The following is a 26,128-nucleotide window of genomic DNA, read 5'->3' as shown; positions in this document are numbered from 1 at the left end:
AGTTTATTTAGTATTTTTGTATAAATATTCAGAATTATGAGACAATTAACCGTTACAATTCCAGACGATTTTTACGAAACATTTATTAGTTTTTTCAAACATGTTCCAGACGTTTCTATAGATGAAAATGTTGAGAATGAAATTCCATTATGGCAACAAGAAATGGTTTTGGATCGTATAAAAAATGCTAAACCAGAGGATTTTATTAGTTGGGAAGAGTCTAAAAAAAGACTCAATGCTAAATGGAATAAGAAGTAATGTTCGAAATAAATATTCTCTTAAGAGCTGAATTAGAAGTAGATGAAATTGCTGAATATTATGAATCTCTTTCTAATGGTTTAGGAACAAAATTTTTTAATGAATATCAAAAGTATGTAGATACTTTAAATACATTTCCATTTTTTGAAGAAAAGTATAATATAGTTAGAACCTTACCTTTGAAAAAATTCCCATACACTATTCATTTTACAGTTGATGAAATTAACAAAATAGTTACAGTATACGCTGTAACATCCAATTATCAAAATCCAAACACTACAAGAATAAAACTATAAAAATGGGAGTTATTAAACTTAAAAACATTCGCACTTTTTCTTATCACGGATGTTTAATTGAAGAAGGAAAAATTGGATCTGATTATACTGTTGATCTAAAAATTAAAACCAATTTACAGAAATCAGCAGAAACAGATCATCTTTTAGACACTGTTGACTATGTTCATTTGAACAAAATTGTAGCAGAAGAAATGGCAATTCGTTCGCATTTATTAGAACATGTTGCTAAAAGAATCAATATTCGCGTACTTGCAGAGATAGAAACAGTAGAAAAAACAACAGTTTGGGTTTCTAAAATTAATCCGCCTATTGGTGGTGATGTTGAGTCAGTTACTATAAAAATGACGGAAATTAGAAAGTAATCATTGCAATTAAATCTGTATTTTTTTAAAATAGTTCATTCGAAACTTTTGAAATTTAAAGATTTTAGTTACTTTTGCCAACCGTTCAAGTAATGGCGTCGTGGCCGAGCGGCTAGGCTGGGCTCTGCAAAAGCTCCTACTCCGGTTCGAATCCGGACGATGCCTCTAAAAGAGATACAGAAATGTGTCTCTTTTTTTTATGCCTAAACTTTCCACAATCTTGTCATTTCGACGAAGGAGAAATCTCCACGAGAAGCTCTACAAAGATTGGACAATTATTACGGAGTTACTTGCTAAGATTTCTCCTTCGTCGAAATGACAAACTGTGTCAACTTTGTCAAATTTTTAAACTTTGACAAAGTTCTTTACGAACATTATAAACATAAAAAAACCTCTGAAATTCAGAGGTTTGATTTTATATTTTTGAGTTATTAAAAACTACTTTTTTTCAATCTTTTCAAAAGCATTTTTAACCATTTCTTTTTCTTTTGGAAACCAGCCTTGGATCATTAATACAAATCCAAAAAACATCAAAACAATACTAATACCTTTTTTTATTTTAAGAATATTAGTTGGTGTCATTTTAGATTTTAATTGTTTGGCTAACAAAATTTTAATGCAGTCAACTAATAAATAAGTTATAATCACTGCAGCAAAAAAAGTGAACATTCTTGAATTCTGCATTTCTAATTTTGGTCCAACCGAAATAATAACAGCAAGCCAGAAACCAAGGACTCCAATGTTTATAACGTTTAGTAAAAAACCTTTTGCAAACAAACTTCCGTAGTTTCTTTTTAAGATATCACGATCAATTTCTTCGTCATTAATTTTTTCCTCTTTTTTTAATTTTACAAATGAAATAATGCCGTACGACAGCATAATTATTCCACCAAAAATAAACAGTGCAGGTTTATCTTTTAAACTGGAAATCAGTCTATAACTTCCTAAATATGCTATAGCAATAAAAAAAATATCGCCTAATACTACTCCAAAATCAAAAGCAATTGCAGCTCTAAATCCTTTTGTAATACTGGTTTCTAATAGAACAAAAAATACTGGACCTACCATAAAGCTAAGAACAAGTCCCCATGGCAGTCCAGCCAGAATATCATTTATCATCAAATATCTTGTGTTATTTTACTTCTTCGATTTTACCTCCAAAAACTGTTTTCTGATTAATTTGTTTCGGTTTCCCATAAATGTAAATAGAGCCTCCTGCGCTCACTTTTGCATCGACTAGGGTTGAAGCATTAACATCGGCTTTTCCTCCCGCAGAAACGCTTACAGTAGTCTGAGACGTATTTAATTTACTTGCCAACAAATAACCGCCAGCTCCTAAACTTGCAACCTGATTTTCTGCTTTTCCAGTCAAAGTAATCGAACCTCCTGAAACAGAGCTTACTTTAAGTTTATCAACATTTAAATCAACATTAATAATTCCACCTTCTTGAGCACTTACTTTAAATGAAGTTGCTTTGATAGCTTCATTGCTTGTTACAGTTGCTCCTTCATTAACATCAATCAGTTCTATATGTTTGTAATACAAAGTGATATCAAGATCATTTCCTGAAAGAAGTTTTGGAAAAGGCATTCTTAGTTTCAAAATACCATTCTTATTAACAGCTTCTACTTCTGTTTCTCTTGCCCCTTTTATAACAATTTTATTTTCAGATCCTTGAACTAATTTTACACTTAATTTATCAAATACTTTAACGGTATCAAAATCTCCTAACTCTTTGGTAACCTGACCAAAAGACATTTGTACAAATAAAATTGCTACTCCAATAATTAGCTTTCTCATACTTTTATTTTTAAATTAATACTTATTGTGCTCTTCTTAAAAAATGAAAATCAAGTTGTTTTTTAACTAAATCAGCATTTTTTACTTTAACATAAATTTCATCTCCTAACTGCAATAAATTATTTGAATTAGCTCCAACCAAAGCATATTGCCTTTCGTCAAAAGTATAGTAATCCTCTTTTATTTCTCTGATTCTTACCATTCCTTCACATTTGTTAGAAACGATTTCAACATAAATTCCCCATTCTGTAACACCAGAAATAACACCAAGGAATTCTTCATCCTGATGATCCTGCATGTATTTAACCTGCATGTACTTAATACTGTCACGCTCAGCATTTGTTGCTAAGTTTTCCATATTTGAACAATGCAGACATTTGGTTTCGTAAGTTTCTTCATCTACAGAAGCTCCTCCGTCTAAATAATACTGTAGCAATCTGTGTACCATAACGTCTGGATAACGACGAATTGGCGATGTAAAATGGCTGTAATAATCAAAAGCTAAACCATAATGACCAATATTATCAGTCGAATATTTGGCTTTGCTCATACTTCTAATAGCAAGAGTATCAATAAGATTTTGTTCTTTCTTACCGTTTACTTCTTCCATTAAAGCATTTATTGATTTGGCTATATCACCTTTTGTTCTAAAATCAATCTTATAACCAAATTTAGCAATTACGGTTTGCATTGCAATTAACTTATCTTCATTTGGTTCGTCGTGAATACGGTAAACAAATGTTTTCTTTTGTTTTCCAATGTATTCTGCTACTTTTCTGTTAGCCAAAAGCATAAATTCTTCAATCAAATGATTGGCATCTTTTGATATTTTAAAATATACTCCTTCTGGTTCTCCTTCTTCGTTAAGATTAAATTTCACTTCAACTTTATCAAAAGAAATAGCACCTTGCTGCATTCTTTTCTTTCTTAAAATCTTAGCTAATTCATCAAGTTTCAAAGTAGCTTCTCTAATTTCATCTGAAACAACATACGATTCTCCAGTAATAGAAACATCAACTGGAATGGTATTGTCTTTTGTTTCAATGATATATTGTGCTTCTTCATAAGCAAAACGCTGATCTGAATAAATTACTGTTCTTCCAAACCATTGGTTAATAACTTGCGCAGTTGGAGAAACTTCAAATATAGCAGAGAAAGTATATTTCTCCTCATTTGGACGTAACGAACAAGCAAAGTTAGACAAAACTTCAGGAAGCATTGGTACTACTCTATCTACCAAATAAACCGAAGTAGCACGCTGATAAGCTTCATCATCTAGGATTGTTCCTTCTTCCAAATAGTATGAAACATCGGCAATGTGAATACCAATTTCAAAGTTTCCATTCTCTAATTTTTTGAATGACAAGGCATCATCAAAATCTTTTGCATCTTTTGGATCAATCGTAAATGTAAGCGTATCGCGCATATCACGACGTTTTGCAATCTCAGATTCCTGAATCGAAGTATCCAGTTTTTGTGCAAAAACTTCAACTTCAACAGGGAAATCTGCAGGCAATCCATATTCTGCTAGAATAGCATGAATTTCAGTATTATGTTCACCAGGTTTTCCTAAAACTCTAATTACAGATCCAAACGGACTATCGGCTCTTTTTGGCCAATCTTCAATCTTAACTAAAACAACATCACCGTTTTCTGCTTCACCAATTTTATCTTTAGGGATAAAAATATCGGTATACATTTTAGGATTTGCAGTAGAAACAAAAGCAAAATTTGGCTGCATATCAATTACACCAACAAACTCTGTTTTATCTCTTTCTATAACTTCAATTACTTCACCTTCAGGTCTTTTTCCTTTTCTTCTGTTATAAACATAAACTTTTACTTTGTCTTTGTCTAATGCACGATTCAAATTATTGGTCGGAATAAAAACATCTTCTTCAAACTCATCACAAATAAAATATGCCGTTTTCCTGCTCGTCATATCAATTGTTCCTTCGTAGTAATCCTGACTAACTGCTTTAATTAAGTACTTTCCAGGTTCTGTTTCTATAATTTTCTTCTGAGCTGCAAGAATCTTTAAATCTTTTATAATCTGATTTCTGCTTTTTGTATCGTCTAATTCTAGCTTTGCTCCTATTTGTTTGTAATTGAAAGGTTTATTAGCATTTTGCGATAAAATCTTAAGTATTTTTCCAGAGAAATCTTTCTCCTTTTTTATCGGCTTTCTAATTTTCTTACTCATATATCTTTTCTTATAAGGTTTAAAATTACAAATAAGAAATCAGATAATACTTTTTAACAAATAGAATTATTAAAAATATAACTTTTCGTACATTTACAAAAAGACCTAAAATGGAAAGCTTCAAAACGATTGCCGTATTCAATTATCTGCACGAAACCGTGGTTCTCAAACACTTACTAGAACAAGAAGGAATCCCTTATTTTTTCGAAAACGAAATGACGCTCTCCGTCGTTCCATTATACTCAGCGGCACTGGGCGGAATCAAACTCAAAGTTCATCCAAACGATTTCGAACAAGTTCAAGAAATACTGGACAATCTCAACAATCCTCTCAAAATCGTCTGAAACAAAATTCAAACGAACTCAAAACAGAGTCAAATTCAATTCAAAAAAAAATTTTTTCCTTTTCAACTTTTTTAGTTTTCAACATATATTAAATACAACAAAAAAGATTTTTAAAAATTTAAAAAAATTTGATGGTTATTATAGTGTGTTAATATGTCGAATAATTTTTTTTTTGAAGTCATTGAAATCTCGTTTTACTTATTTATTCTGAGTTATCAACATAGTTATTTTTAGTTAAATGATTAATTTATAAGACTTTTTGTATTTTAATTAACAACGGTTGACAACCAAATTTGAATTGATTTTGTAGATAAGTTGATATGTTGATTTCTGTTGAAAATGGTGTTTTTGGTATTGATAACTTTTCCAAAAATTCACGAAACTTTTCTTGCATATTTAATTCCAGTTTTGGATTAGGTATTTTTTTGAAACAACCAAAAAAAACTTCTAATTTTCTTTTCGAACTTATTAACATTTTCTGTTAACTTAAAGTTAATTGAATATCAAGCAATTACAAACTCCTATTAACACCTCAAAATTTTAACAAATATTTTGTTTATTCTTTATTGATTATGAGATACTTATAGAGTTATCAAAATTGTTAATAACCTATAAGGTTTTGACAGTAAGATAGTTGTGATTCTTGTTTTTTGAAATGAATTTGAAGAATCTACATGAACTTATATTGGAATGTTTATATAGTATTGAAAAAGAAAATAATTTGTGAAAATTGGTGTAATTCGTGGCGAACATTTATTTATTGAGTAAATTTGCATCACACAACTTAATAGTATAGAAAAATGAAAATTTCGATAGGAAACGATCACGCAGGTCCAGAATATAAAAAAGCAATTGTTGAATGGCTTACAGCAAAAGGATATGAGGTAACTAACTATGGTACAGATACTGATGCTTCTGTAGATTATCCAGATTTTGGACATCCAGTTGCAAATGATGTATCTGAAGGAAAAGCTGATTTTGGAATCGTTATCTGCGGAAGCGGAAACGGAATTGCAATGACTGTTAATAAACATCCTAAAGTAAGAGCTGGTTTATGCTGGACTAAAGAAATTGCTTATTTAACTCGTTTACATAACGATGCAAACATTGTAAGTATTCCAGCGAGATTTACATCGATTCATCAAGCGGTTGAAATTGTTGAAACTTTCTTGAATACAGCTTTTGAAGGTGGAAGACACCAAAATAGAGTGAATAAAATTGCTTGTTCGTAAAAAGTCAAAAAAAAAATTCGGTGCTTCGCACCTATTAATAAACACACCGGGCGGATTTTTTAATTTGCCCTTTTTTTTGTTTAATGATTTGAAATTCAGTTATTTAAATTACATTAAAAACATCATTTTTTGAGTTATCAACAATGTTAATATCTACTTTTTGTAGTTTAAAAAGGCGATTATAAGTGCAGCTTGAATTACTAAAATCAGAACGAACTTTACAATAAAAGAAGTTTTACTCGTTTTATGTCTAAATAACAACATTGCTGTTAATAACCCTAGAGAACCACCTATTAAAGCCATTAAAAACAAGGTATTTTCGGGAATTCGTCTTTTATTTTTTCGAGCTTGGAATTTGTCATATCCAGCAAAAATAAAAACGAGAACATTTATAAATAAAAAATATAGTAATAAAACTTCCATTGGCTTAAAATTAAAAACAAAGATATTATTTTAGCCAAATGTTTGATTAATTTGCAAGACAGTTTTAACAAGTAAATTATATCAACTTATAATTAAGAATTTATTTCATTAAAAAGTATGACTAATATTCAATTCATTGCCAAGTCTGTGCAGGCGCCCGCAGTCAGTATTCAAAACACAGTAAAATTATTAGAGGAAGACTGTACGATTCCGTTTATTTCGCGTTACCGAAAAGATGCAACCGGAAACCTTGATGAAACTGTTATTGAGCTGATTGCTAAATTGCAGAAAGAATACGATACACTTATAAAACGTAAAGAAGCAGTTTTAAAATCGATCGAAGAGCAAAAAGCACTTACGCCAGAATTGAAGAAAAAGATCGAAGATAGTTTTGATTTGCAGGAAATAGAAGATTTTTACCTTCCTTATAAAAAGAAGAAAAAAACAAAGGCCGATGTGGCGCGCGAATTCGGTTTAGAACCTTTAGCAAAACTGATTATATCTGAAAGTGATGCTGATATCGATTTTATTTCGACACAATACATTAATGAAAATGTTATTAATGAAGAAGCAGCTATTCAAGGCGCAAGAGATATTGTAGCGGAATGGATTAATGAGAATATCTATGTTCGTAAACAGCTTCGTAGATTGTTTCAGCGAAAAGCGACTATTGCTACAAAAGTGGTTAAAAAGAAAGCAGAGGAAGAAGGAGCAAAAAAATTCGAGCAGTATTTTGATTGGGAAGAACCATTGACAAAAGCACCAGCTCACCGTTTACTGGCAATGCTACGTGCAGAAAATGAAGGTTTTATCAAAATGAAAATTGATGTTGATATTGACGATGCATACGATGTTATTGACGAAATCATCATTAAAAAACAAAATAATACAACAGCTCATTTGCAACTAGCAATTGAGGATAGTTACAAACGTTTATTGAATCCAGCAATTGGAAACGAAACGTTACAAGAAGCAAAAGCAAAAGCCGATGCCAATTCTATTCAGGTTTTTGCAAACAATTTAGGTCAGTTATTATTAGCTCCGCCGTTGGGAGAAAAACGTATTTTGGCAATCGATCCAGGATTTAGAAGTGGCTGTAAAGTCGTTTGTCTAGACGAAAAAGGTGATTTATTATACAACGAAACGATTTATCCGCACGCGCCTCAAAATGAGGAATCGATGGCAATCAAGAAAATCCGTTCGATGGTAAATGCGTATCAAATCGATGCAATTTCTATTGGAAACGGAACAGCTTCAAGAGAAACTGAATTTTTCATCAAAAAAATTGCGTTTGACAAACCTGTGCAGGTTTTTATTGTTTCAGAAGCTGGAGCTTCAGTATATTCAGCTTCAAAAATTGCGAGAGAAGAATTTCCAAATTACGATGTAACGGTTCGTGGTTCAGTTTCTATCGGGCGACGACTTTCAGATCCGCTAGCCGAATTGGTAAAAATCGATCCAAAAGCGATTGGAGTAGGGCAGTATCAGCACGATGTTGACCAAACTAAATTAAAAGAAGAATTAGATAATACGGTTATTCGCTGCGTAAACTCGGTTGGAATTAACATCAACACGGCAAGTAAACACTTATTAAGTTATGTGAGTGGAATCGGGGAGAAGCTGGCGGAAAACATTGTACAATATCGTTCTGAAAACGGACCTTTTGAAGACAGAAAACAGTTGAAAAAAGTGCCACGTTTAGGAGATAAAGCTTATCAGCAGGGAGCAGCGTTTATCAGAATTACAAATGCTAAAAATCCGTTGGATAATTCGGCGGTGCATCCAGAGGCTTATCCGGTTGTTGAAAAAATGGCGAAGGATTTGAATATTTCTTTGAATGACTTAATTGCGAATAAAGAGAAAACAGCGCTTATTAAGCCAGAAAAGTATGTAACACCTGAAATTGGTTTACTGACGCTGAAAGATATTATAAAAGAGCTTGAAAAGCCTGGATTGGATCCAAGAAAGTCGGCTAAGGTTTTTGAATTTGACGCAAACGTAAAATCGATTAAAGATGTAAAAACGGGAATGATTCTTCCAGGAATTGTTAATAACATCACCAACTTTGGCTGTTTTGTTGACATCGGAATTAAAGAAAGTGGTTTAGTGCATATTTCTCAATTAAAATCGGGTTATGTAAGCGATGTTAACGAAGTAGTGAAACTGCACCAGCATGTTGATGTAAAAGTGACTGAGGTTGATGAAGATAGAAAGAGAATTCAGTTGACTATGATTTTATAAAATTTCAAAACATTTGGAATCTTAAAAATAAAAAAACTCCCAAATTACAATTCGTAATTTGGGAGTTTTTGATTTAGAATTATTTCAAAATCACTTTTTTGGTGACACTTTTAAAATCTTCATCGGATATTTTTACAAAATAAACGCCTTTTGATTGATTGGCTAAGTTTATTTCTGTCAAATCTGAAATTGATTTTTGTTGATGAATAATACTTCCAGAAGGAGAAATTATTGAGATAATACACTGCTGAGGTGCCTTAATAGTGATTCGATCAGCACTCGGATTGGGGTAAAGCGTGACTGTAGATTTTTCAATATCGAAAGTATCATTAGATAATGTGGCGTTTAGCGGTAAATAGAAATTACCAGTTAGTAAAAGGGAGTATAATGTTTTAAGGGTCTGATTAAAATAACTGTTTGGTTCGTTGAGGTTATTAAGATCGGTATATGAGTCATCTAAATGCGCTTGATTTTCGCCAGCCATTGCAGCGCAGGCAAATGCACCTACAAAAGTAGCATTATGCCATTGCCCGCTTACAGTTCCGTTTTGGTTATAACCGTCTTTGATGTTTGCCGAACCGCCAAGATTGACACGAACAAAATCAGATGATTTTTTCAAGTATGTTTTGGCATCTGGAGTTCCGTACCAAACATAGTCAACTGCAATTCTCCAAGGAGTTCTTGCGGCATCATAAGAATAGGTTTTTCCAGCTTGGTTAAATCCATAATTTACAGCAATGGGAGCATAAGCTCCAGAAGCTTCACACCAGTCAGAAACTAAACCGCCTACGGCATTATTTTGTGTCAAATTATTATTGATAACGGTATAAGCTTTAGAGGCAACTTGATTCCAAAATGCAGTATCGTTAGTGAAAACACCAAAAGCTCTGAAATAAGCAGGAGAGAAGTACGATATATTGGTGATTTGGCTTCCGCCGAATTGATCGCCAGGTTTTAAAACAAAAGTATTGGCTTCAACTTCATGATTTTTAATTGCTGTAATAAGAGTTGTTGCATCACTTTTGTAATTGATGTTTCCGGTGCTTGTCCATTGATAATCGGCAACAATTAAAGCAAATGCTGCATCCAGTTCTGCATCTGTAGCTCCATTATTTTCTTTTGCTCCAGAACAACCATTTATTTTCCAATTCATAACACCATTTCCGTTCACATTGTCTTTGTAGTAAAGCCAAAATCCATCAAAGAGCGTTTTATCGGCCATGTAAGCAGAAAGTAGCATTCCGTATGCGATACCTTCGGAAACGGTTTCACTTGTATTGTCAAATTTTACTCTGTACCGACCATTATTACAGTCTTCGACAAAATTGTTTTTCCAGGTATTGTAATTGTTTTGTGCATCCTGACTGTTTTTGGGGACAGCCATGAGTCCGTTTCCGTGCACCTTATTGGCGGGAAAAGGCTGAGTTTGCGACTGACTTTCTGCTGTGAGCAGAAAAGCCATCACTAAAAGTAAGTTTTTCATATCTAAAAATTTGGGACTCTAAAAGTAGGAAATTTGAGATATAAAAAAAATCCCAAACTACATTTGTAATTTGGGATTTAATAAGTTTTTCGAATTTCTTATTTTGTTTCTTCTTCCTGTTTTTTAGGAGCAGCAGGTTGATCGTCTTTAGCAGCGTTCTTAAATTCTTTAATACCACTTCCTAAACCTTTCATTAATTCTGGAATTTTTTTACCTCCAAAAAGTAAAATCACAATACCTACTATTACAAGGATTTCTGTAAGACCTAATCTTCCCATGACTGTATATTTAATGCCGAAGCAAATTGTTTATCTTAATTATACCGCAAAGGTATATAGAAATATACGAAATAGAAGTATTTTTAGTTTAAAATATTTGTTCCAGACCACGTTAAATATTTTATAAAATCGTAAATTATAGCTCTTCATGAAATTTTTCGAACAAAATTCATGATGATTAATTACTATATTTGCTAGCATAAAGAAGCATAATGACTAATAAAAAGAAAAAGAATTTTAGGAAAAAACTGTTTATTAAAAACCGATTGGTAATTTTAAATGAAGACACTTTTGAAGAGATATTTTCTTTTAGGCTTACTTTAATGAATGTCTTTGTAACGTTTACTTTAGGAGGAATATTTCTAATTTTGGTTACTACTTTCATTATTGCATTTACTCCGCTTCGCGAATTTATTCCTGGATATTCTTCGACAGAATTGAAACGAAATGCCACAAAACTGGCAATTAAATCAGATTCTTTAGAAACGGCTTTGAGACAAAATGAAGCTTATATAAAAGGAATTCAGAAAGTTTTAAAGGGAGAATTAGAATATTCAAAATTCAATAAAGATTCAATAAAAGCGGAATCAGTTGAAGATGCTTCAGATTTAAATATGAAAGCCTCAGATGCTGAAATAAAATTAAGAGAAGATGTTGCTCAAACTGAAAAGGAGCTGAAGGCAAAATCTCAAGACAAAAAGAAAAGTGACAAAAAATAATACCACTGAAAATGTCAATTAAGTCAATTGCGGCGAAAATTTTTGCCCGAAAAATATACAAACAAACGCTTAGATGGGCCGAAAAACCCGTTGAAGCCCAGCAAAAGGTTTTTAAAAGTTTAATCGAAAATGCTCAAAATACCGAATTTGGAAAAGACCATCATTTCGATCAGATAAAGACTTTTGAAGATTTTCTGAGACTTGTTCCTATAAGAGATTATGAAGATTTAAAATCTTATGTAGAAAAGGTTGTAAAAGGCGAATCAGATATTTTATGGAAAGGAAAGCCATTATATTTTGCTAAAACTTCGGGAACAACGTCTGGAGCAAAATTTATTCCGCTGACCAAAGAATCGATGCCTTATCACATAGAAGCAGCGCGAAATGCGATCCTACATTATATTAATGAAACTGGAAATGCAGATTTTGTTGACGGAAAAATGATCTTTTTGCAGGGAAGTCCCATTTTAACTGAGAAATACGGAATTAAATTTGGCAGACTTTCGGGAATTGTAGCGCATTTTGTTCCGAAATATTTACAGAAAAACAGAATGCCATCTTGGGAAACCAATTGTATTGACGATTGGGAAACTAAAGTAGATGCAATTGTAGATGAGACAATAAAAGAAGATATGTCTGTTATTTCTGGAATTCCGTCTTGGGTTCAAATGTATTTTGAACGTTTGGAAAAGAAAAGCGGAGGAAAAAAGATTGGCGATATATTCAAAAACTTCAATTTGTTTATTTACGGAGGCGTTAATTACGAACCTTATCGCGCCAAATTTGAAAAAATGATTGGTCGAAAAGTGGACAGTATAGAATTGTTTCCAGCTTCTGAAGGATTTTTTGCTTATCAAGATTCGCAGAAAGAAAAAGGAATGCTTTTGTTATTGAATTCTGGAATTTTCTACGAGTTTATAAAAGCAGATGAATTTTTTAGCGAAAACCCAAAAGCGCTAACAATTGGTGAAGTTGAGGTTGGAGTAAACTACGTTTTAATTATTTCGACCAATGCAGGACTTTGGCGTTATAATATTGGCGACACGATTCAGTTTACCTCTTTAGCTCCGCATCGTGTTATAGTTTCGGGTCGTATTAAACATTATATTTCAGCTTTTGGAGAACACGTTATTGCTAATGAAGTTGAAAATGCGATGAAAGAAGCGGTAAATTCTACTAATATTGTAATAAACGAATTTACAGTGGCACCGCAAATAAATCCGTCAAACGGACTTCCGTATCACGAATGGCTGATCGAATTTGAAAAAGAGCCTGAAAACATGGAAGTCTTTGCTGAAACGATTGACAATTCAATGCGAAAGCAAAATATTTATTACGACGATTTAATTACCGGAAATGTTTTAAGAAAAGTAGTTGTCACGAAAGTTTCTAAAAACGGATTCCAAGATTACATGAAATCACAAGGAAAATTGGGCGGGCAGAATAAAATTCCTAGATTATCAAACAATAGAGATATTGCGGATAATCTTACAAAATAAAAATACTATTTCCTAGATTAAACAGTTTATTTATCTATATGAATTTGGACGGATAAATAAATGAAAATTAAATGGGGAAAGGAAAGTTTCAAAATAAATACCGTATTTCTTCAATAAGAGCGCAATGGTGGGATTATGGTTGGAATGGAGCGTATTTTATAACAATTTGTACACAGGATAGAAAACATTATTTTGGAGAAATTCAAAATAATAAAATGATTTTATCAGGAGTTGGCATTATTGCCGATTTATTGTGGCATCAAATTCCGATACACCATAAAAATGTTGAATTGGGTGATTTTGTGGTGATGCCAAATCATATTCATGGAATTTTGATTATTGATAAACAATTGGATAATGTAAATGTTGATAATACAAACAACGTGAGACAGGGCATGCCGTGCCTCTACCACCGATCGTCGAATTCAATAAACCAGGTTCACAACGTTTTCAAAACATTGGAAAAAATACCATTTCGTCAATTGTTGGATCATATAAATCTGCCGTAACAAAACACGCCAATAGATTGGGATATCCACATCAATGGCAAAAATTATTTTATGATAATATCATTAGAGACAATTAATCAATATCAAAGAATTTCTGATTACATTGTTTCAAATCCAGAAAATTGGGCAAAGGATAAATTTAAAACAGATGGTAAATCCTAATTTGAAATAAACGTTATAATTAAATGACATTTTTAGTTTTCAATTGAAATAATATTAATATTTCCTACTTTCGTTTATCGAAGTATTCGAATCTTCTTTAAAAAAAGAAAGATTCTAAAATAAAAAAGCATGAAAGAAACCAAACATATATCAAGATCTAGAGCGCAGGAATCATCTGCGGCGATAGAAAAAATGTACATTACAATGCGCCATTTATTCAACCGTGGTTTTTACAAACCAATGGGAGTTTCTGGCGACAGCTTACGCGAATCATTACTGGCTTTACGTCCTGAAATCTACGGGAATATTGCCGAAGAAAAAGTGGAACTAAACGGACTTTTATACGTTATAGAACGTCTTCCGATAGGAATTGAGCAATGCCGTTTTATCAATTTAACTTCAGACGAAGGATATTCTAAATCGCATTTCCAACCAATTGTTCCTCCAAAAAGAAGAAGAAATTGTTATAGAATTGACGAAGAACAAATGAATGTCGAAATCACGCGAGGACGTTCAGACATTTATGATATTCTAACGCATTTGACTTTTATTTTCATTGAATCTCATAAAATTAAAAATAGAGTTTTAATTGATGATGGAGGTGAAGTTTCTCGTGATTGGCAGAAATTGGAACAAGCTGTAATGCAAACCAAAAAGCTGACACAGATTGAAAAAGAAAAAGCTATTTCTCACGTTGCAAATATTTTAGCTAGAACTTTTGAAGAAGTTTTAGATATTTACGATGCTTTTGGTTCAGAAACTGCGCCAGATCGTTTCTTGCATGTTATTTATTGGTTAGGAAAATTAGCAATTGAAGAAATTGTTGAAAACAACAAACGAACCATTACTTTTAGTCCAGTTTTACGTGAGCGCCTTGGACATCATATTCACGGAGAAATTTGGGCAACTAACATAAAAGAAGTTCTAAAAGCAAATGATTTGTTGAAAAGACCAATTCACATAATCAGTGCCAATATGCACAGTGTGATGAATTCAATTTTTGCAACGCCTTTGCTGAAAACAAAATATAAAGGAAAAACTGATTTCTTTATTTATGAGGAATTAAGCAGTTCTGGCTCAAAAGAAATTAGAAGTCAGGTAGAAGAATTAGCATTTAAAAACGGAATGATTTCTTTACCAGATGCTTCAGGAACAAATATCGATGTTCAGATTTTTGATACAGCCAAAATTGACTGGTCAAAAACAGCCTTTTCTCATGCTAATGTAGGTGAAGATAAACCTGTTATTATCGTAATGGATTATGCTTTTGGTGAACAGGCGTATGAAACAATCGATGAACTTTTAAAACCTTATAAAAAGGAAACTTTACTAAATGTAAAATCGGTTTCGATTATGGGTAAAGCTGGAATTTTGGAAGGCGGAAAAGGAGATATCATGATTCCGACAGCACATATAAATGAAGGAACAGCCGATAATTATTTTTTCGAAAATGAACTTACGGGCGCAATGTTCGAAGGAAATGAAATTGATATTTATGAAGGCGCGATGGTTACCGTTTTAGGAACTTCGTTGCAAAACAGAGATTTATTGAAGTTTTTCCACGAATCGACTTGGGGAGTAATTGGTCTTGAAATGGAAGGATCTTATTACCAAAAAGCAATTCAGTCGGCATCAAAAATTAGAAAAAGTGTACCGCATGATGTTAAAGTTCGTTATGCATACTATGCTTCAGATAATCCTTTGGAAACAGGAAGCACTTTGGCTTCTGGCGGATTGGGAACAACTGGAGTTAAACCAACTTATTTGATTACAATTAAAATTTTAGAGCAGATTTTCAATATAAAATAACACTTTAAATGAGTACAAAAGTACCTCAGAATACAGAAGATCAAGAGATTGATTTGGCTCAGATTTCAAAAAAAATCGGCAATTTTTTTGACCGAGTTAGTACTTCTATTTTTAAAAGTATTCAATTTTTTGTGAAGAATTGGGTTACTGTCCTTATTTTAATTGTTGTAGGTTTTGGGACAGGATTTTTATTAGAAAGCTATAAAAAAAGCTATCAGCATCAAATTATTGTGGCACCAAATTTTGGGAGTACAGATTATCTGTATTCTAAAATCGAGTTAATTGATGCTAAGATTAAGGAAGGAGACACTTTATTTTTAAAAAATATCGTAGGAATCCAAAATCCTGATAACTTGAAAAAGATCGAAATTGAACCAATTGCAGATGTGTACAATTTTATCAACAATAAACCAGAAAATTTTGAATTGATAAAATTAATGGCCGAAGACGGGGACATTAAAAAAGTGCTTCAGGAAAATATAACAAGTAAAAATTATACGTATCAGACTATCGTTTTAACAACAAAAAACAAAACCTCTGAAGAAAAGCTGGTTAAACCATTTTTGAAATATTTTAATGCATCTGATTATTACAGTAAAATCCAAAAAGAGTCGTATCAAAATATTCAGCTAAAAATGAGAAAAAATGATACCATTATTAAACAAATTGATGGTCTTTTAGATAACTTTTCGAAATCAACAAATAGTAGTGCTAAAAATGATAAATTGGTGTATTACAATGAAAATACCCAATTAAATGATATTATTAAAACAAAAGAAACATTAATTAATGAGCAGGCAATCCATAAAATAGAATTGATTGCTTATGACAAAATAATTAAAGAAAGCAGTATTACAACTAATATAGAGTATGAAAAAATTACAGAGAAGTATTTGAAATTTATCTTGCCAGTTTTATTTGTTTTACTTTTTATATTCTATAGATCTTTTATTAAATTTTATAGAAGGCAAAAGGATTTTCAAGGAGCTTAAAATTTTGAGGTTTGGGTTTTTTAAAAAATACCACGACCGTATAATATTCAATAGTAAAAAGGCATATTTTTGCGCAAAAAACTTTAAATGAAGATAAAATTTATAATTTCAGTTTTAATTTGTGGACTTCTTTTTAGTTCATGTAAAGAAGAAAAAGTAGTAAAAGAAAAGAAAAATTTTTCGGTTATTATTGAAGGTGTTTTTGAAAAGAATGACAAACTTCAAGTCTTTTATTTAATATCGGGCGATGTATGGAAAGATGATAATTCTGTTTCGATTCCGGTATATGCTTCTAAAGAAATGCAGAAGATTGTGGTAGATTTTCCTGAGAAAGTTGTTCCAGAAAACATAAGAGTTGATTTAGGTTTTAATCCAACGCAAACTAATGTTACAATAAAAAACATTTCAGTAAAATACAAGTCAAAGATTATCAATGGGGATTTAGAGAAATATACTAAATATTTTTATCCTAATGAATTTGTCACTTGGGATCCTAGCTATTTTGGATATAAACTGAATGTGATTAATGATAAGTATGATCCTTTTTTAATGGGTAATGATGAACTAGCCATTCAATTAGTAAAAATTACACAATAAATAAAGAAACTACTTCAAATTGAGAAGTAGTTTTTTTGTTTTTGGATACACTTCCTAAGCTAATGAATTTGAAAAAAATTGAATTTAAAGAGATCCAAAATTATATAATATTTGGATCAGGTCAGTTTGTTAATTTATTAGCTCCTTTACTTGTTGCTCCTTATGTAATATCTGTTTGTGGAATTGAACAATGGGGAAAAATAGGTGCGGCAACCTCTATTTTTATAATTCTGGAAATATTTATAGATTTCGGCTCTAAACTTTTAGGAGTTAAAGAAATAAGTTCAAATCTAGAAAACAAAAATCGAATCTCACAGTATCTTAATGTTACCTATGCGTTTCGTTTTATTGCGCTACTGTTTATTATAACTTGTCTTATTTTCATTTTAGTTTTTATTCCTAATTTAGATATCAATTTATACCTTTTTGGATCATTTCTGTTGATGTCACAATTTTTTAATCCGATTTGGTTTTATATTGGAATTGAAAATTTTAAACAAATTAATAGACTAATAATAGTTTCTAAAGCAATTTATATCCTTTTGGTTTATTTATTTGTTAAGCAAAAATCAGATTATGTATATGTGATTTTTTTCTTAGGAATAGGTAACACGCTAGTTTACTCCTATTATTACTTTCAGATATTTAAAGAATATAAAATGTCCCTATTATCAATTTCTAAAAAGACATTGATTGATAGTGTAAAAAGAGAATATCCTATCGTAGTTTCAAATTTATCAATAGCAGTTTACACAAATTTTCCTATTCTGATTATAAAATATATTTTGGGAGATTTTTACGCTGGAATTTATAAAATAGGCGATATGTTTTTAAGCGTATTAAGAAGTTATTTGACCGTATTTTTTAATGTGAGTTTTCCAAAATTTTGCAGCATTTACTTTAATAACAAAAAAGAAGCAGTCTCTTATTTAAAAAAAATGAACGGTGCTAATATCTTATTTTTAACTTTTGTGGTTATAGTTCTATATTTAGTTTCATTATTTTTTATAGATGAGTTTAATCTTGAGAAAAAATTAATGACTTCTCTTTTATTCTGTACACCTATTTTATTTGTCTCTTTGATAGTTGCGTTAAATATTCCATTTTATCAGATGTTGATATTAAAGAATAAACAAAGAAAAATTGCTCAGATATCATTTTTAGGAGCTCTCGTAATGTTTTTTGGATGTTATTTTTTGACAGAAAATTTTAGTCTTCAAGGAAGTATAATTTCTTTATATATAGTCGAAATATTTATAACAGTATCGATTATAATATCAAGTTTAGCACTTTTCAAAGAATGACTATAAAAACGAATTTAACAAATGATTTTAGTACTAAAGATTTGAATCCTAAGGTATATATCGTTATTCTAAATTATAGAAGAACTCCAGATACTATAGAATGTATAGAGAGTCTTTTAGAAATAAATTATTCTAATTATCAAGTTTTGGTAATTGATAATAGTGAAATCGAATCTCCATTTCAAAATTTGTTAGATTGGGCTTCTTTAAAAAAAATTGAATTTGATCAAACAGACGAAAAAAGACTAAATCTTATTGAAAATCAAAAACAAATTGTTTTCATAAAATCAGAAAAAAACAAAGGATTTGCATCAGGAAATAATATTGGTTTAAGAGCTATTTTGGATGCTCAAAAAGGTGATTCTTATATATGGCTGTTAAATAATGATACAATAGTTGATAAAGATTCTCTAAAAGAACAGATTCTTTATCTGATGCAGAATCAGCATTCAAAAATAGGTATATTAGGCAGTAAATTAATATACTATTTTAAGCGAGATAGTTTGCAAGCAGTTGGTGGTAGATTTAATAAAAAATTCTTTATTTCAGAACATATAGGAGAAGGAGAGTCTACAATAAAATCCAAATCAAAATTTGAAAAAATTGATTATGTAATTGGCGCTTCAATGTTTGTAACATATAAATTTTTGAAAGAAGTAGGAACTTTAAACGAAGACTTTTTTTTGTATTATGAAGAATTAGATTGGGCGTATCGTGCACAAGAAAAAGGCTGGTTTTTAGATTGGTGTCCAGATTCTCTAGTGTTTCATAAAGAAGGAGCTAGTATTGGTTCATCGTATGATTCTAAGAAAAAAAGTTTTTTCTCAGAAGTACAAATATTTAAGAGCAGAAAGATTTTTGTAAAAAAATATTATAGACTGAAATTAAGATTTTATATCTCCAGTTTATTATTGATATTGAATAGAGTTAGAAAAGGAAAATTTAAACTTGGTGTAGAATTGCTAAAGATTACATTTAACAAATGAAAATAAAGGTAAAAACATTATTATTTTTTATTGTGCTTTTATTGGCTTTGTATCAGGACTTTCCGTTGGTGAATTTCTTTGGAGAAATAGCGCGTTCGCCAATTATATTTCTAACAATTCCAATGTTAGCTTATATATTAATGCACCAAAAACTAATGCTTTCAAAATATACGAGATACTTCATTTATTATATACTTTATGTATTAATAATATCCTTAATATTTATTCCGATTGTATATTATAACAATGGCTCATTGCTAGCATTAGGAGAAAATATTATTGTCAAAATGATAAAATTGTTTGTATATCCGCTATGTATATTGGTTTTTTATCAGTTTGTTTATTTGTTATTTAGCCAAGGAAAAAACAGTTTTGATTACTTTTTTAATGCTCTTTTTTGTCTTCAAATAATAATAGCTGTTTATTTATTTTTTGAAGTTATTTTTTTGAAAAGAGAAACCATTTTAGCGTCTTTTTTACATTCAGATAATTTAAAATATTATAGAGTACGATTATTTACGTATGAAGAAAGCTGGATAGGAACAGTACTTACATTTTTTATTTTTATTCCAATTTTCCTAGTAAACTATTTAGAGAAATCGAAAAAACTAAAACAAAGAGTATATTTTATTTCAGCCTTTATATTTCTTTATTATACCCTTTTTAGCGAATCAAAAGGATACTTGTTATTGATAATTATTTCGGTTTTGCCAATGACAATAAAGTATATGTACAATCATAATAAACTGAAAAAAGCTTTTCTCATTGGCTCACCAATTTTAGTTTTACTGATCATTTTTGTATTGGTGATTTTACAAAAAAACATAGATGAACAATTTCATTCGAGTATTACCTTTGGAACAAGACTGACATCCTATCTTTCTTCAATCAAGATTTTTGTAATCCATCCTTTTGGAGTTGGTTGGAGTGGTTTTATTTATTATTTTCCGGAATCAATAAGAGATATAATAAATACTTCTTGGGTTAGCACATTGAATTTGCAAGAAATAAAAAGCTATTTAACAACTACAAAAGCATTGTCAACAAAGACCGAATTTTTTGATAATTTAATGTATGGAGGTATCGGTTTTTTAATTTTCTTTTACCAGTTTTTTATAAAGAGGTATTTCTTTTTTTCTAAATTCAGCAATCCAAATTTCTTTTTTGTAAAAGTTCCTCTTCTGTTTTGCATTTTAGCAGGAGTAATTTATATCACATTTTACATAAAATATGAAGTTTGGTTTTTGATGGCTTTTCTAGATGTATTACAAAGTCAGCTAAATAATAAAAAATTGAAAGATGAAGGTGATTATTATAGCTAGTTTTTTTCCTTATCCAGCCCATTTTGGTGGCGCTTTTGATGTTTTGGAGCGTATAAAAGGAATAAAATCATTAGGACATGACATTGATCTAATATGTACATGTAAAGAATCTCCGCTGAAAGAAGATATTGAGTACATGAAACAATTTGTAAATGAAATTATAATTGTGCCTCGAAAAAACAAGATATCAAATTTGTTACTAAAAAAACCGCTTCAGGTTGTTTCTAGAAAATCGCTTAAAGCAATACCTTTAAAAGGTATTTACGATTTTGCAATTTTAGAATCGGAGTCTGTTGGAATGATTTTAGAAAACGGAAGTTTCAAAGCAAATCATATCATTGTTAGGGTGCATAATAACGAATCAAATTATTTTTATCAACTGGCCAAAAGCTCAAAAAAATACATTGATAAAGTTTATTATTATTTTGAAGCATTTAAGTTTAAATCATATTCAGAAGCAGTTTTTAAAAGAGCAGATAAGCTTTGGTTTATTTCTAACAAAGAAATTAATGCTAATCCAATATTAAAAAACAAATCTATACACTTGCCTACAGCTATTAATGACGGTTTTGTAGAGCAAGAATTATCTAATAAAAATGTTCTTTTTATAGGAGCTTTATTCATGCCGAATAATTTAGAAGCAATAATTTGGTATTTACAGAATGTGCACATTTTATTGGGCAACGAAAAAAATTATAAACTGATAGTTGCTGGAAGTACGGGAGATTTTGAGCCTAAGAGATACCTAGATATTTTTAAGAATTATTCAAATGTTGAGGTTCGATTAAATCAGGAAGATTTGGCGGATTGCTATTCAGAGTCAACAATTTTTATTAATCCTATGCTGCATGGAGCAGGAGTAAAGTTAAAATCAATAAATGCTATTCGAAATGGCCTGCTTCTAATTTCTTCTGATGTTGGAGCTGAAGGAACTGGTTTGATTGAAAATGAAATGTATTTAAAAGCCAATTCTCCACAAGATTTTTTAAATGCAATTTTGAAAGCCTTTGACATGAAAATTGAGGAAAAACAAACAATGATAAAGAAAGCACAAGAATTTTTAAATACTAATAACTACTTGTCTATTCTAAAAAAGGAATTGAAAAAATGAAAAAGAATAAGATAGATTTTTATAACTATGCCACTATATTTTTGGCTTCTTTTCCTGTTCTTGGATTAAAGAAAAGTGTGCTTGCTATTATTTTATGGAGTATTCTTTCTTTGATAATTATGATTTCTGAGAGAAGTTATAAATTTCTTCAAAAAAGAGACAAAATTAATATATTGGTTCTTACGAGTTATTACCTGGTTTTTCTACTTAGTTTTTTCTTTATTGAAGATAAAAAGCTTGCGACTAGGTTTTTAGAAAAAAACATATCTTTTTTGATTTTTCCTTTATTTATGATTATCAATAGGAAATTTTTCTATGAAAGCACTTTAAAAAAATCAATAAACGTTTTTATAATTTCAAACATCATTTTGGCTTTATATATCTGGATTATAATTTTATCTAAAGGATATAATGAAGTAATGGAATCAGATACTTATTATAATCCAATTATAAGAAACTTTTTCAGTGATATTTCTGAAATTCATTTGCCTTATTTAGGAATGCTATTTGTTTTCTCAAGCTTGATGATTTTAAATGATATTTTTAATAATCAGATCAAGTTAAACTATATTACTATATGCAGATGTTTAGGAATCAGTATATTGATTTTTTCTGTTATTACTTTCGCAGCAAGACTTTCTCTTGTGTTATTTATTGTCGTTTCACTTTTTTTGGTTTTCAAAAAGACATCAAAAGTTTGGATTAAAATAGGATTTTTAGCAATTATAATATCATCTGTTTTGTTAGTATTTACGATTCCTTCTTCAAAAAAAAGAATAGATGAAATTCGTAATACAAAACTTGTACTGCCTAATAAAGATCAAAAATCAGAAGAAGTTAATTTTAGATATGGTATTTATCATTGCGTTAATTTGATTTTGAAAGAGAATTGGATATTAGGTGTTGGACCAGGAAATGTCCAAAAAAGATTAAACGATTGTTACTCAGGTTATACTTATAAAAACTATGACGATTATTCCAGCAAGGATTACAATTCGCACAATCAGTATCTAGATATTTGGCTTAAATATGGTATATTTGGCTTGGCTCTTTTTTTTGTTTTTTTACTTTGGGGAATCAAAAACATGAGTCTGTCTTATTGTATTTTTCTATTCTTGATTATGATGGCAATGGTAACTGAGAATATATTTGACCGACAAATTGGTGTTGTATTTTTTACTTTTTATAACACACTTTTTTTTATTAACAGAATAGACTATTTTGAAAAAAGCACTAGTTAGCGATTGGTATTATGTAAATGGAGGAGCTGAAAAAGTCATTCATTCTATAAACGCAATTTGGAATGATTTCGACCATTTTGCGCTTATTGATTTTTTGAATGATGAGGATCGTAAGTTTATTCTAAATGGTAAAAAAGCAAAAACTAGTTTTATTCAAAAACTACCAACTGTAAAAAAAAATCATCGCAAATTTTTGCAATTATTTCCAATTGCTATAGAACAATTTGATTTAAGCGATTATGATTTAATAATCAGTTCATCATCAGCAGTTGCAAAAGGAATTAAGGTTGAAAAAAAACAGTTACATATTTGTTATTGTCATTCTCCAATGCGTTATGCTTGGGATTTAAGAGAACAGTATTTAAAAGATGCTGGATTATCTAAAGGTTTAAAGGGACTTTACGCAAAATCGGTTTTGGATAAAATCCAGAAATGGGATCTTTCCAACTCTGAAAACGTTGATTATTTTATTGCTAATTCTAAACATATTGCGCAACGAATTAAAAAAACATACGATAAAGATTCGGTTGTAATTTACCCGCCAGTCGATGTTGATTTTTTTACTTTAGAAGAAGAAAAAGAAGAATATTATTTGACGGCTTCTCGATTAGTTCCATACAAAAAAACGCAATTAATTATAGAAGCTTTTAATGAAATGCCTCATCTAAAATTGATTGTCGCAGGTGAAGGGCCAGAACTAGAAAAATTGCAAAAAATTGCTAAAAGTAATATTGAATTCGTTGGCTTTGTGGAAAATAAAAAACTTCGAACCCTAATGCAGAAAGCAAAAGCGTTTGTTTTTGCTGCCGAAGAAGATTTTGGTATAATTCCTGTCGAAGCACAAGCTTGCGGAACTCCCGTTATTGCATTAAAAAAAGGTGGAACTCTTGAAACCGTTATCGAAAATCAAACAGGCATTTTCTTTGAAGAACAATCTTCTAAAAAAATAAAAGAAGCAGTAATTGAATTTGGAACGAAAAAATTTGATCCAAAAATAATCCGACAGCATGCTCTTATATTCTCTAAAGAACGATTTGAAAAAGAGATAAAAGAGTTTGTCGAAAGAAAATTTAAAGAACATCAACAATCAATGAAAGAAAGATAAATTGAGAATATAACTGAAAAATATTTTTCAAATCAACTACATTTGCGTTGGCTAAACAATTAACATGAAAAGAATACTTATTACTGGAGCGGCAGGTTTTTTAGGATCGCATTTATGTGACAGATTTATAAAAGAAGGTTATTTTGTAATTGGAATGGATAATCTAATCACAGGAGATCTTAAAAATATTGAGCATTTATTCAAACTGGAAAACTTTGAGTTTTATCACCATGATATTACCAAGTTTGTTCACGTTCCCGGTGATTTAGATTATATATTGCATTTTGCATCACCAGCAAGTCCAATCGATTATTTAAAAATTCCAATTCAGACTTTAAAAGTAGGATCTTTAGGAACGCATAATTTATTGGGATTAGCTCGAGTTAAAAAAGCTAGAATTTTGATTGCTTCGACTTCAGAAGTTTATGGAGATCCATTAGTTCATCCTCAGACTGAAGAATATTACGGAAACGTAAATACAATTGGTCCGCGTGGAGTTTATGATGAAGCAAAACGTTTTCAGGAATCTATCACAATGGCGTACCATACTTTTCACGGAGTAGAAACTAGAATTGTTCGTATTTTTAATACTTATGGTCCAAGAATGCGATTAAACGACGGACGTGTAATTCCAGCATTTATTGGTCAGGCATTACGTGGAGAAGATCTAACAATTTTTGGAGACGGAATGCAAACGCGTTCTTTCTGTTATGTTGACGACCAAGTTGAAGGTATTTTCAGATTACTGCATTCTGATTATGTGTATCCGGTTAACATTGGAAATCCAGACGAAATCACGATCAAAGATTTTGCAGAAGAAATTATAAAATTGACAGGAACAAACCAGAAAGTGGTTTATCATCCTTTGCCAATAAACGATCCTTTGCAGCGTCAGCCTGATACAACAAAAGCAAAAGAATTGTTAGGTTGGGAAGCAAAAGTGAGCCGTGCAGAAGGAATGAAAATTACTTATGATTATTTCAGATCGTTGTCTCCAGAGGAACTTTCGAAAGAAGAACACAAAGACTTTTCAAGCTATATTAAATAAAAATTCCACTTTTTAAGAAAACAAATTCTAATGAACGATTTAGTATCTATTTTAACACCAACATTTAATACTGAAAAGTTCATTAGATTAACAATAGAATCTGCTAAAAATCAAACCTATACAAATTGGGAAATGATTTTGATTGATGATGCTTCTACAGATAATACGGTTGCTATAATTGAGGAATTTGTTAAAAAAGACAGCCGAATAAAGCTTTTCAAATTACTAGAAAATCGCGGAAATGGTTTTGCCAGAAACGCCGCTTTAGAAAAAGCCACAGGAAAATATATCGCCTATTTAGACGCTGATGATTTATGGTTTCCTGAGAAATTAGAAAAGCAAATTCAATTTTTAAAAGCAAATAATTTGCACTTTACTTTTAGCTTTTACAATTCTATTGATGAGAACGGAAATGATTTGAATAGAAAAGTAGAATCACCAAATCCGTTGACTTATAAACAATTGTTTTTCTGCAATTATGTTGGCAATTTGACAGCCATTTATGACGCAGATTATTTTGGGAAAATCACTCTAGAGACGTCGCAAAAAAGACAAGATTGGAGAATATGGCTTACAATTTTAAAACAAATTAAAATAGCAAAACCAGTTCCAGAATCTTTAGCTTTTTACAGAATTAGAAAAGATTCTGTTTCCTCTTCAAAATTTAAATTGATCAAACATAATTTTGGTGTTTACAGGGAATTTCATGGGTATAATCTTGTTTTTTCTGTTTTATTGATGATAAGGTTTTTGTTTACTCAATTGATAATCAAACCAAAATATATAAAGAAGATTTAAAATCC

26 protein-coding genes and 1 tRNA gene are annotated in these 26,128 nt (G+C 30.6%); 21 read left to right on the top strand and 6 right to left on the bottom strand.

The annotated features are described in order from the left end of the window. Positions 1-36 precede the first annotated feature (36 nt). From V6624_RS09975 to V6624_RS09960, 4 genes are all read left to right on the top strand, one after another. A complete protein-coding gene (locus tag V6624_RS09975; RefSeq protein ID WP_109191193.1) occupies positions 37-258 on the top strand; it encodes a hypothetical protein in 222 nt (73 codons plus the stop codon). Further along, positions 258-554, top strand: coding sequence for a hypothetical protein (locus V6624_RS09970; protein WP_111284287.1), 297 nt, complete (start codon positions 258-260; stop codon positions 552-554). The genes V6624_RS09975 and V6624_RS09970 overlap by 1 nt, the downstream gene beginning before the upstream one ends. Positions 555-556: 2 nt before the next feature. After that, complete coding sequence (gene folB, locus V6624_RS09965) at positions 557-916, top strand: dihydroneopterin aldolase (protein WP_095930566.1); 360 nt, start codon at positions 557-559, stop codon at positions 914-916. A gap of 94 nt (positions 917-1,010) precedes the next feature. Beyond that, a tRNA-Cys gene (locus tag V6624_RS09960) sits at positions 1,011-1,081 on the top strand. Between the two features lie 273 nt (positions 1,082-1,354). Here the strand turns inward: V6624_RS09960 and V6624_RS09955 are convergent. Genes V6624_RS09955 through rnr form a run of 3 tightly spaced genes read right to left on the bottom strand, consistent with a single transcriptional unit; the run spans position 1,355 to position 4,920 of the window. Continuing rightward, positions 1,355-2,035 (bottom strand): LysE family translocator, encoded by a 681-nt coding sequence (locus V6624_RS09955; protein WP_338841672.1) that lies wholly within the window; start codon positions 2,033-2,035, stop codon positions 1,355-1,357. Between the two features lie 13 nt (positions 2,036-2,048). Further along, positions 2,049-2,717, bottom strand: a complete 669-nt coding sequence (locus tag V6624_RS09950; RefSeq protein ID WP_338841671.1) for a head GIN domain-containing protein — start codon at positions 2,715-2,717, stop codon at positions 2,049-2,051. 22 nt (positions 2,718-2,739) lie between these two features. After that, positions 2,740-4,920 (bottom strand): ribonuclease R, encoded by a 2,181-nt coding sequence (rnr, locus tag V6624_RS09945; RefSeq protein ID WP_338841670.1) that lies wholly within the window; start codon positions 4,918-4,920, stop codon positions 2,740-2,742. A gap of 110 nt (positions 4,921-5,030) precedes the next feature. On the opposite strand from rnr, the gene V6624_RS09940 reads away from it, so the two are divergent. Together V6624_RS09940 and rpiB are read left to right on the top strand one after the other, a co-directional pair. Then, the gene (locus tag V6624_RS09940) at positions 5,031-5,264 is read left to right on the top strand and encodes a putative signal transducing protein (protein ID WP_111284293.1); all 234 of its coding nucleotides are present in this window, start codon (positions 5,031-5,033) and stop codon (positions 5,262-5,264) included. 800 nt (positions 5,265-6,064) lie between these two features. Continuing rightward, entirely contained in the window at positions 6,065-6,496 is a 432-nt protein-coding gene (gene rpiB, locus V6624_RS09935; protein ID WP_111284295.1) for a ribose 5-phosphate isomerase B, read from the top strand. Between the two features lie 153 nt (positions 6,497-6,649). On the opposite strand, the gene V6624_RS09930 is transcribed toward rpiB, so the two are convergent. Next, a complete protein-coding gene (locus V6624_RS09930) occupies positions 6,650-6,919 on the bottom strand; it encodes a DUF1294 domain-containing protein (protein WP_111284296.1) in 270 nt (89 codons plus the stop codon). Between the two features lie 117 nt (positions 6,920-7,036). Between V6624_RS09930 and V6624_RS09925 the strand changes: the two genes are divergently transcribed. Continuing rightward, complete coding sequence (locus V6624_RS09925; protein ID WP_338841669.1) at positions 7,037-9,160, top strand: Tex family protein; 2,124 nt, start codon at positions 7,037-7,039, stop codon at positions 9,158-9,160. Positions 9,161-9,239: 79 nt separating this feature from the next. Here V6624_RS09925 and V6624_RS09920 read toward each other — a convergent pair whose 3' ends face one another. After that, a complete protein-coding gene (locus tag V6624_RS09920; protein ID WP_338841668.1) occupies positions 9,240-10,643 on the bottom strand; it encodes a glycosyl hydrolase family 8 in 1,404 nt (467 codons plus the stop codon). Positions 10,644-10,741: 98 nt separating this feature from the next. After that, positions 10,742-10,921 carry a Sec-independent protein translocase subunit TatA/TatB gene (locus tag V6624_RS09915; protein ID WP_111284299.1) on the bottom strand — a complete coding sequence of 60 codons (180 nt, stop codon included), beginning with the start codon at positions 10,919-10,921 and terminating at the stop codon, positions 10,742-10,744. Between the two features lie 212 nt (positions 10,922-11,133). Here V6624_RS09915 and V6624_RS09910 point away from each other — a divergent pair, with 212 nt between their 5' ends. The 14 genes from V6624_RS09910 (at position 11,134) to V6624_RS09845 (ending at position 26,123) form a co-directional block, all read left to right on the top strand. After that, positions 11,134-11,640: a peptidase gene (locus V6624_RS09910; RefSeq protein ID WP_338841667.1), complete on the top strand. Its 507-nt coding sequence runs from the start codon at positions 11,134-11,136 to the stop codon at positions 11,638-11,640. An 11-nt stretch (positions 11,641-11,651) separates the two neighbouring features. Further along, entirely contained in the window at positions 11,652-13,139 is a 1,488-nt protein-coding gene (locus tag V6624_RS09905; RefSeq protein WP_338841666.1) for a GH3 auxin-responsive promoter family protein, read from the top strand. Between the two features lie 71 nt (positions 13,140-13,210). Then, complete coding sequence (locus V6624_RS09900) at positions 13,211-13,648, top strand: hypothetical protein (RefSeq protein ID WP_338841665.1); 438 nt, start codon at positions 13,211-13,213, stop codon at positions 13,646-13,648. 291 nt (positions 13,649-13,939) lie between these two features. Further along, positions 13,940-15,619 carry a DUF6909 family protein gene (locus V6624_RS09895; RefSeq protein WP_338841664.1) on the top strand — a complete coding sequence of 560 codons (1,680 nt, stop codon included), beginning with the start codon at positions 13,940-13,942 and terminating at the stop codon, positions 15,617-15,619. An 8-nt stretch (positions 15,620-15,627) separates the two neighbouring features. Further along, on the top strand, positions 15,628-16,611 hold the full coding sequence (locus V6624_RS09890) for a hypothetical protein (protein ID WP_338841662.1): 984 nt from the start codon (positions 15,628-15,630) through the stop codon (positions 16,609-16,611). An 87-nt stretch (positions 16,612-16,698) separates the two neighbouring features. After that, positions 16,699-17,208: a hypothetical protein gene (locus V6624_RS09885; protein WP_338841661.1), complete on the top strand. Its 510-nt coding sequence runs from the start codon at positions 16,699-16,701 to the stop codon at positions 17,206-17,208. Between the two features lie 68 nt (positions 17,209-17,276). Beyond that, positions 17,277-18,512, top strand: coding sequence for an oligosaccharide flippase family protein (locus tag V6624_RS09880; protein ID WP_162614914.1), 1,236 nt, complete (start codon positions 17,277-17,279; stop codon positions 18,510-18,512). Next, on the top strand, positions 18,509-19,498 hold the full coding sequence (locus V6624_RS09875; RefSeq protein ID WP_111284313.1) for a glycosyltransferase family 2 protein: 990 nt from the start codon (positions 18,509-18,511) through the stop codon (positions 19,496-19,498). Before V6624_RS09880 ends, V6624_RS09875 begins: the two co-directional genes overlap by 4 nt. 155 nt (positions 19,499-19,653) lie before the next feature. Beyond that, positions 19,654-20,820: a hypothetical protein gene (locus V6624_RS09870; RefSeq protein WP_338841659.1), complete on the top strand. Its 1,167-nt coding sequence runs from the start codon at positions 19,654-19,656 to the stop codon at positions 20,818-20,820. Next, positions 20,798-21,931 carry a glycosyltransferase gene (locus V6624_RS09865; protein WP_111284317.1) on the top strand — a complete coding sequence of 378 codons (1,134 nt, stop codon included), beginning with the start codon at positions 20,798-20,800 and terminating at the stop codon, positions 21,929-21,931. The genes V6624_RS09870 and V6624_RS09865 overlap by 23 nt, the downstream gene beginning before the upstream one ends. Continuing rightward, a complete protein-coding gene (locus tag V6624_RS09860) occupies positions 21,928-23,172 on the top strand; it encodes an O-antigen ligase family protein (protein ID WP_338841658.1) in 1,245 nt (414 codons plus the stop codon). The genes V6624_RS09865 and V6624_RS09860 overlap by 4 nt, the downstream gene beginning before the upstream one ends. Further along, on the top strand, positions 23,153-24,277 hold the full coding sequence (locus V6624_RS09855) for a glycosyltransferase (RefSeq protein WP_111284321.1): 1,125 nt from the start codon (positions 23,153-23,155) through the stop codon (positions 24,275-24,277). The genes V6624_RS09860 and V6624_RS09855 overlap by 20 nt, the downstream gene beginning before the upstream one ends. 64 nt (positions 24,278-24,341) lie before the next feature. Beyond that, entirely contained in the window at positions 24,342-25,325 is a 984-nt protein-coding gene (locus tag V6624_RS09850; RefSeq protein ID WP_111284323.1) for a UDP-glucuronic acid decarboxylase family protein, read from the top strand. A 30-nt stretch (positions 25,326-25,355) separates the two neighbouring features. Beyond that, complete coding sequence (locus V6624_RS09845) at positions 25,356-26,123, top strand: glycosyltransferase family 2 protein (RefSeq protein WP_111284325.1); 768 nt, start codon at positions 25,356-25,358, stop codon at positions 26,121-26,123. Positions 26,124-26,128: the final 5 nt, after the last annotated feature.

This window comes from Flavobacterium ginsenosidimutans (genome assembly GCF_037478105.1).
Lineage (GTDB): Bacteria > Bacteroidota > Bacteroidia > Flavobacteriales > Flavobacteriaceae > Flavobacterium > Flavobacterium ginsenosidimutans.
The sequence above is the reverse complement of the archived record's forward strand: the minus strand, read 5'-3'. Positions and strand labels throughout refer to the sequence as shown.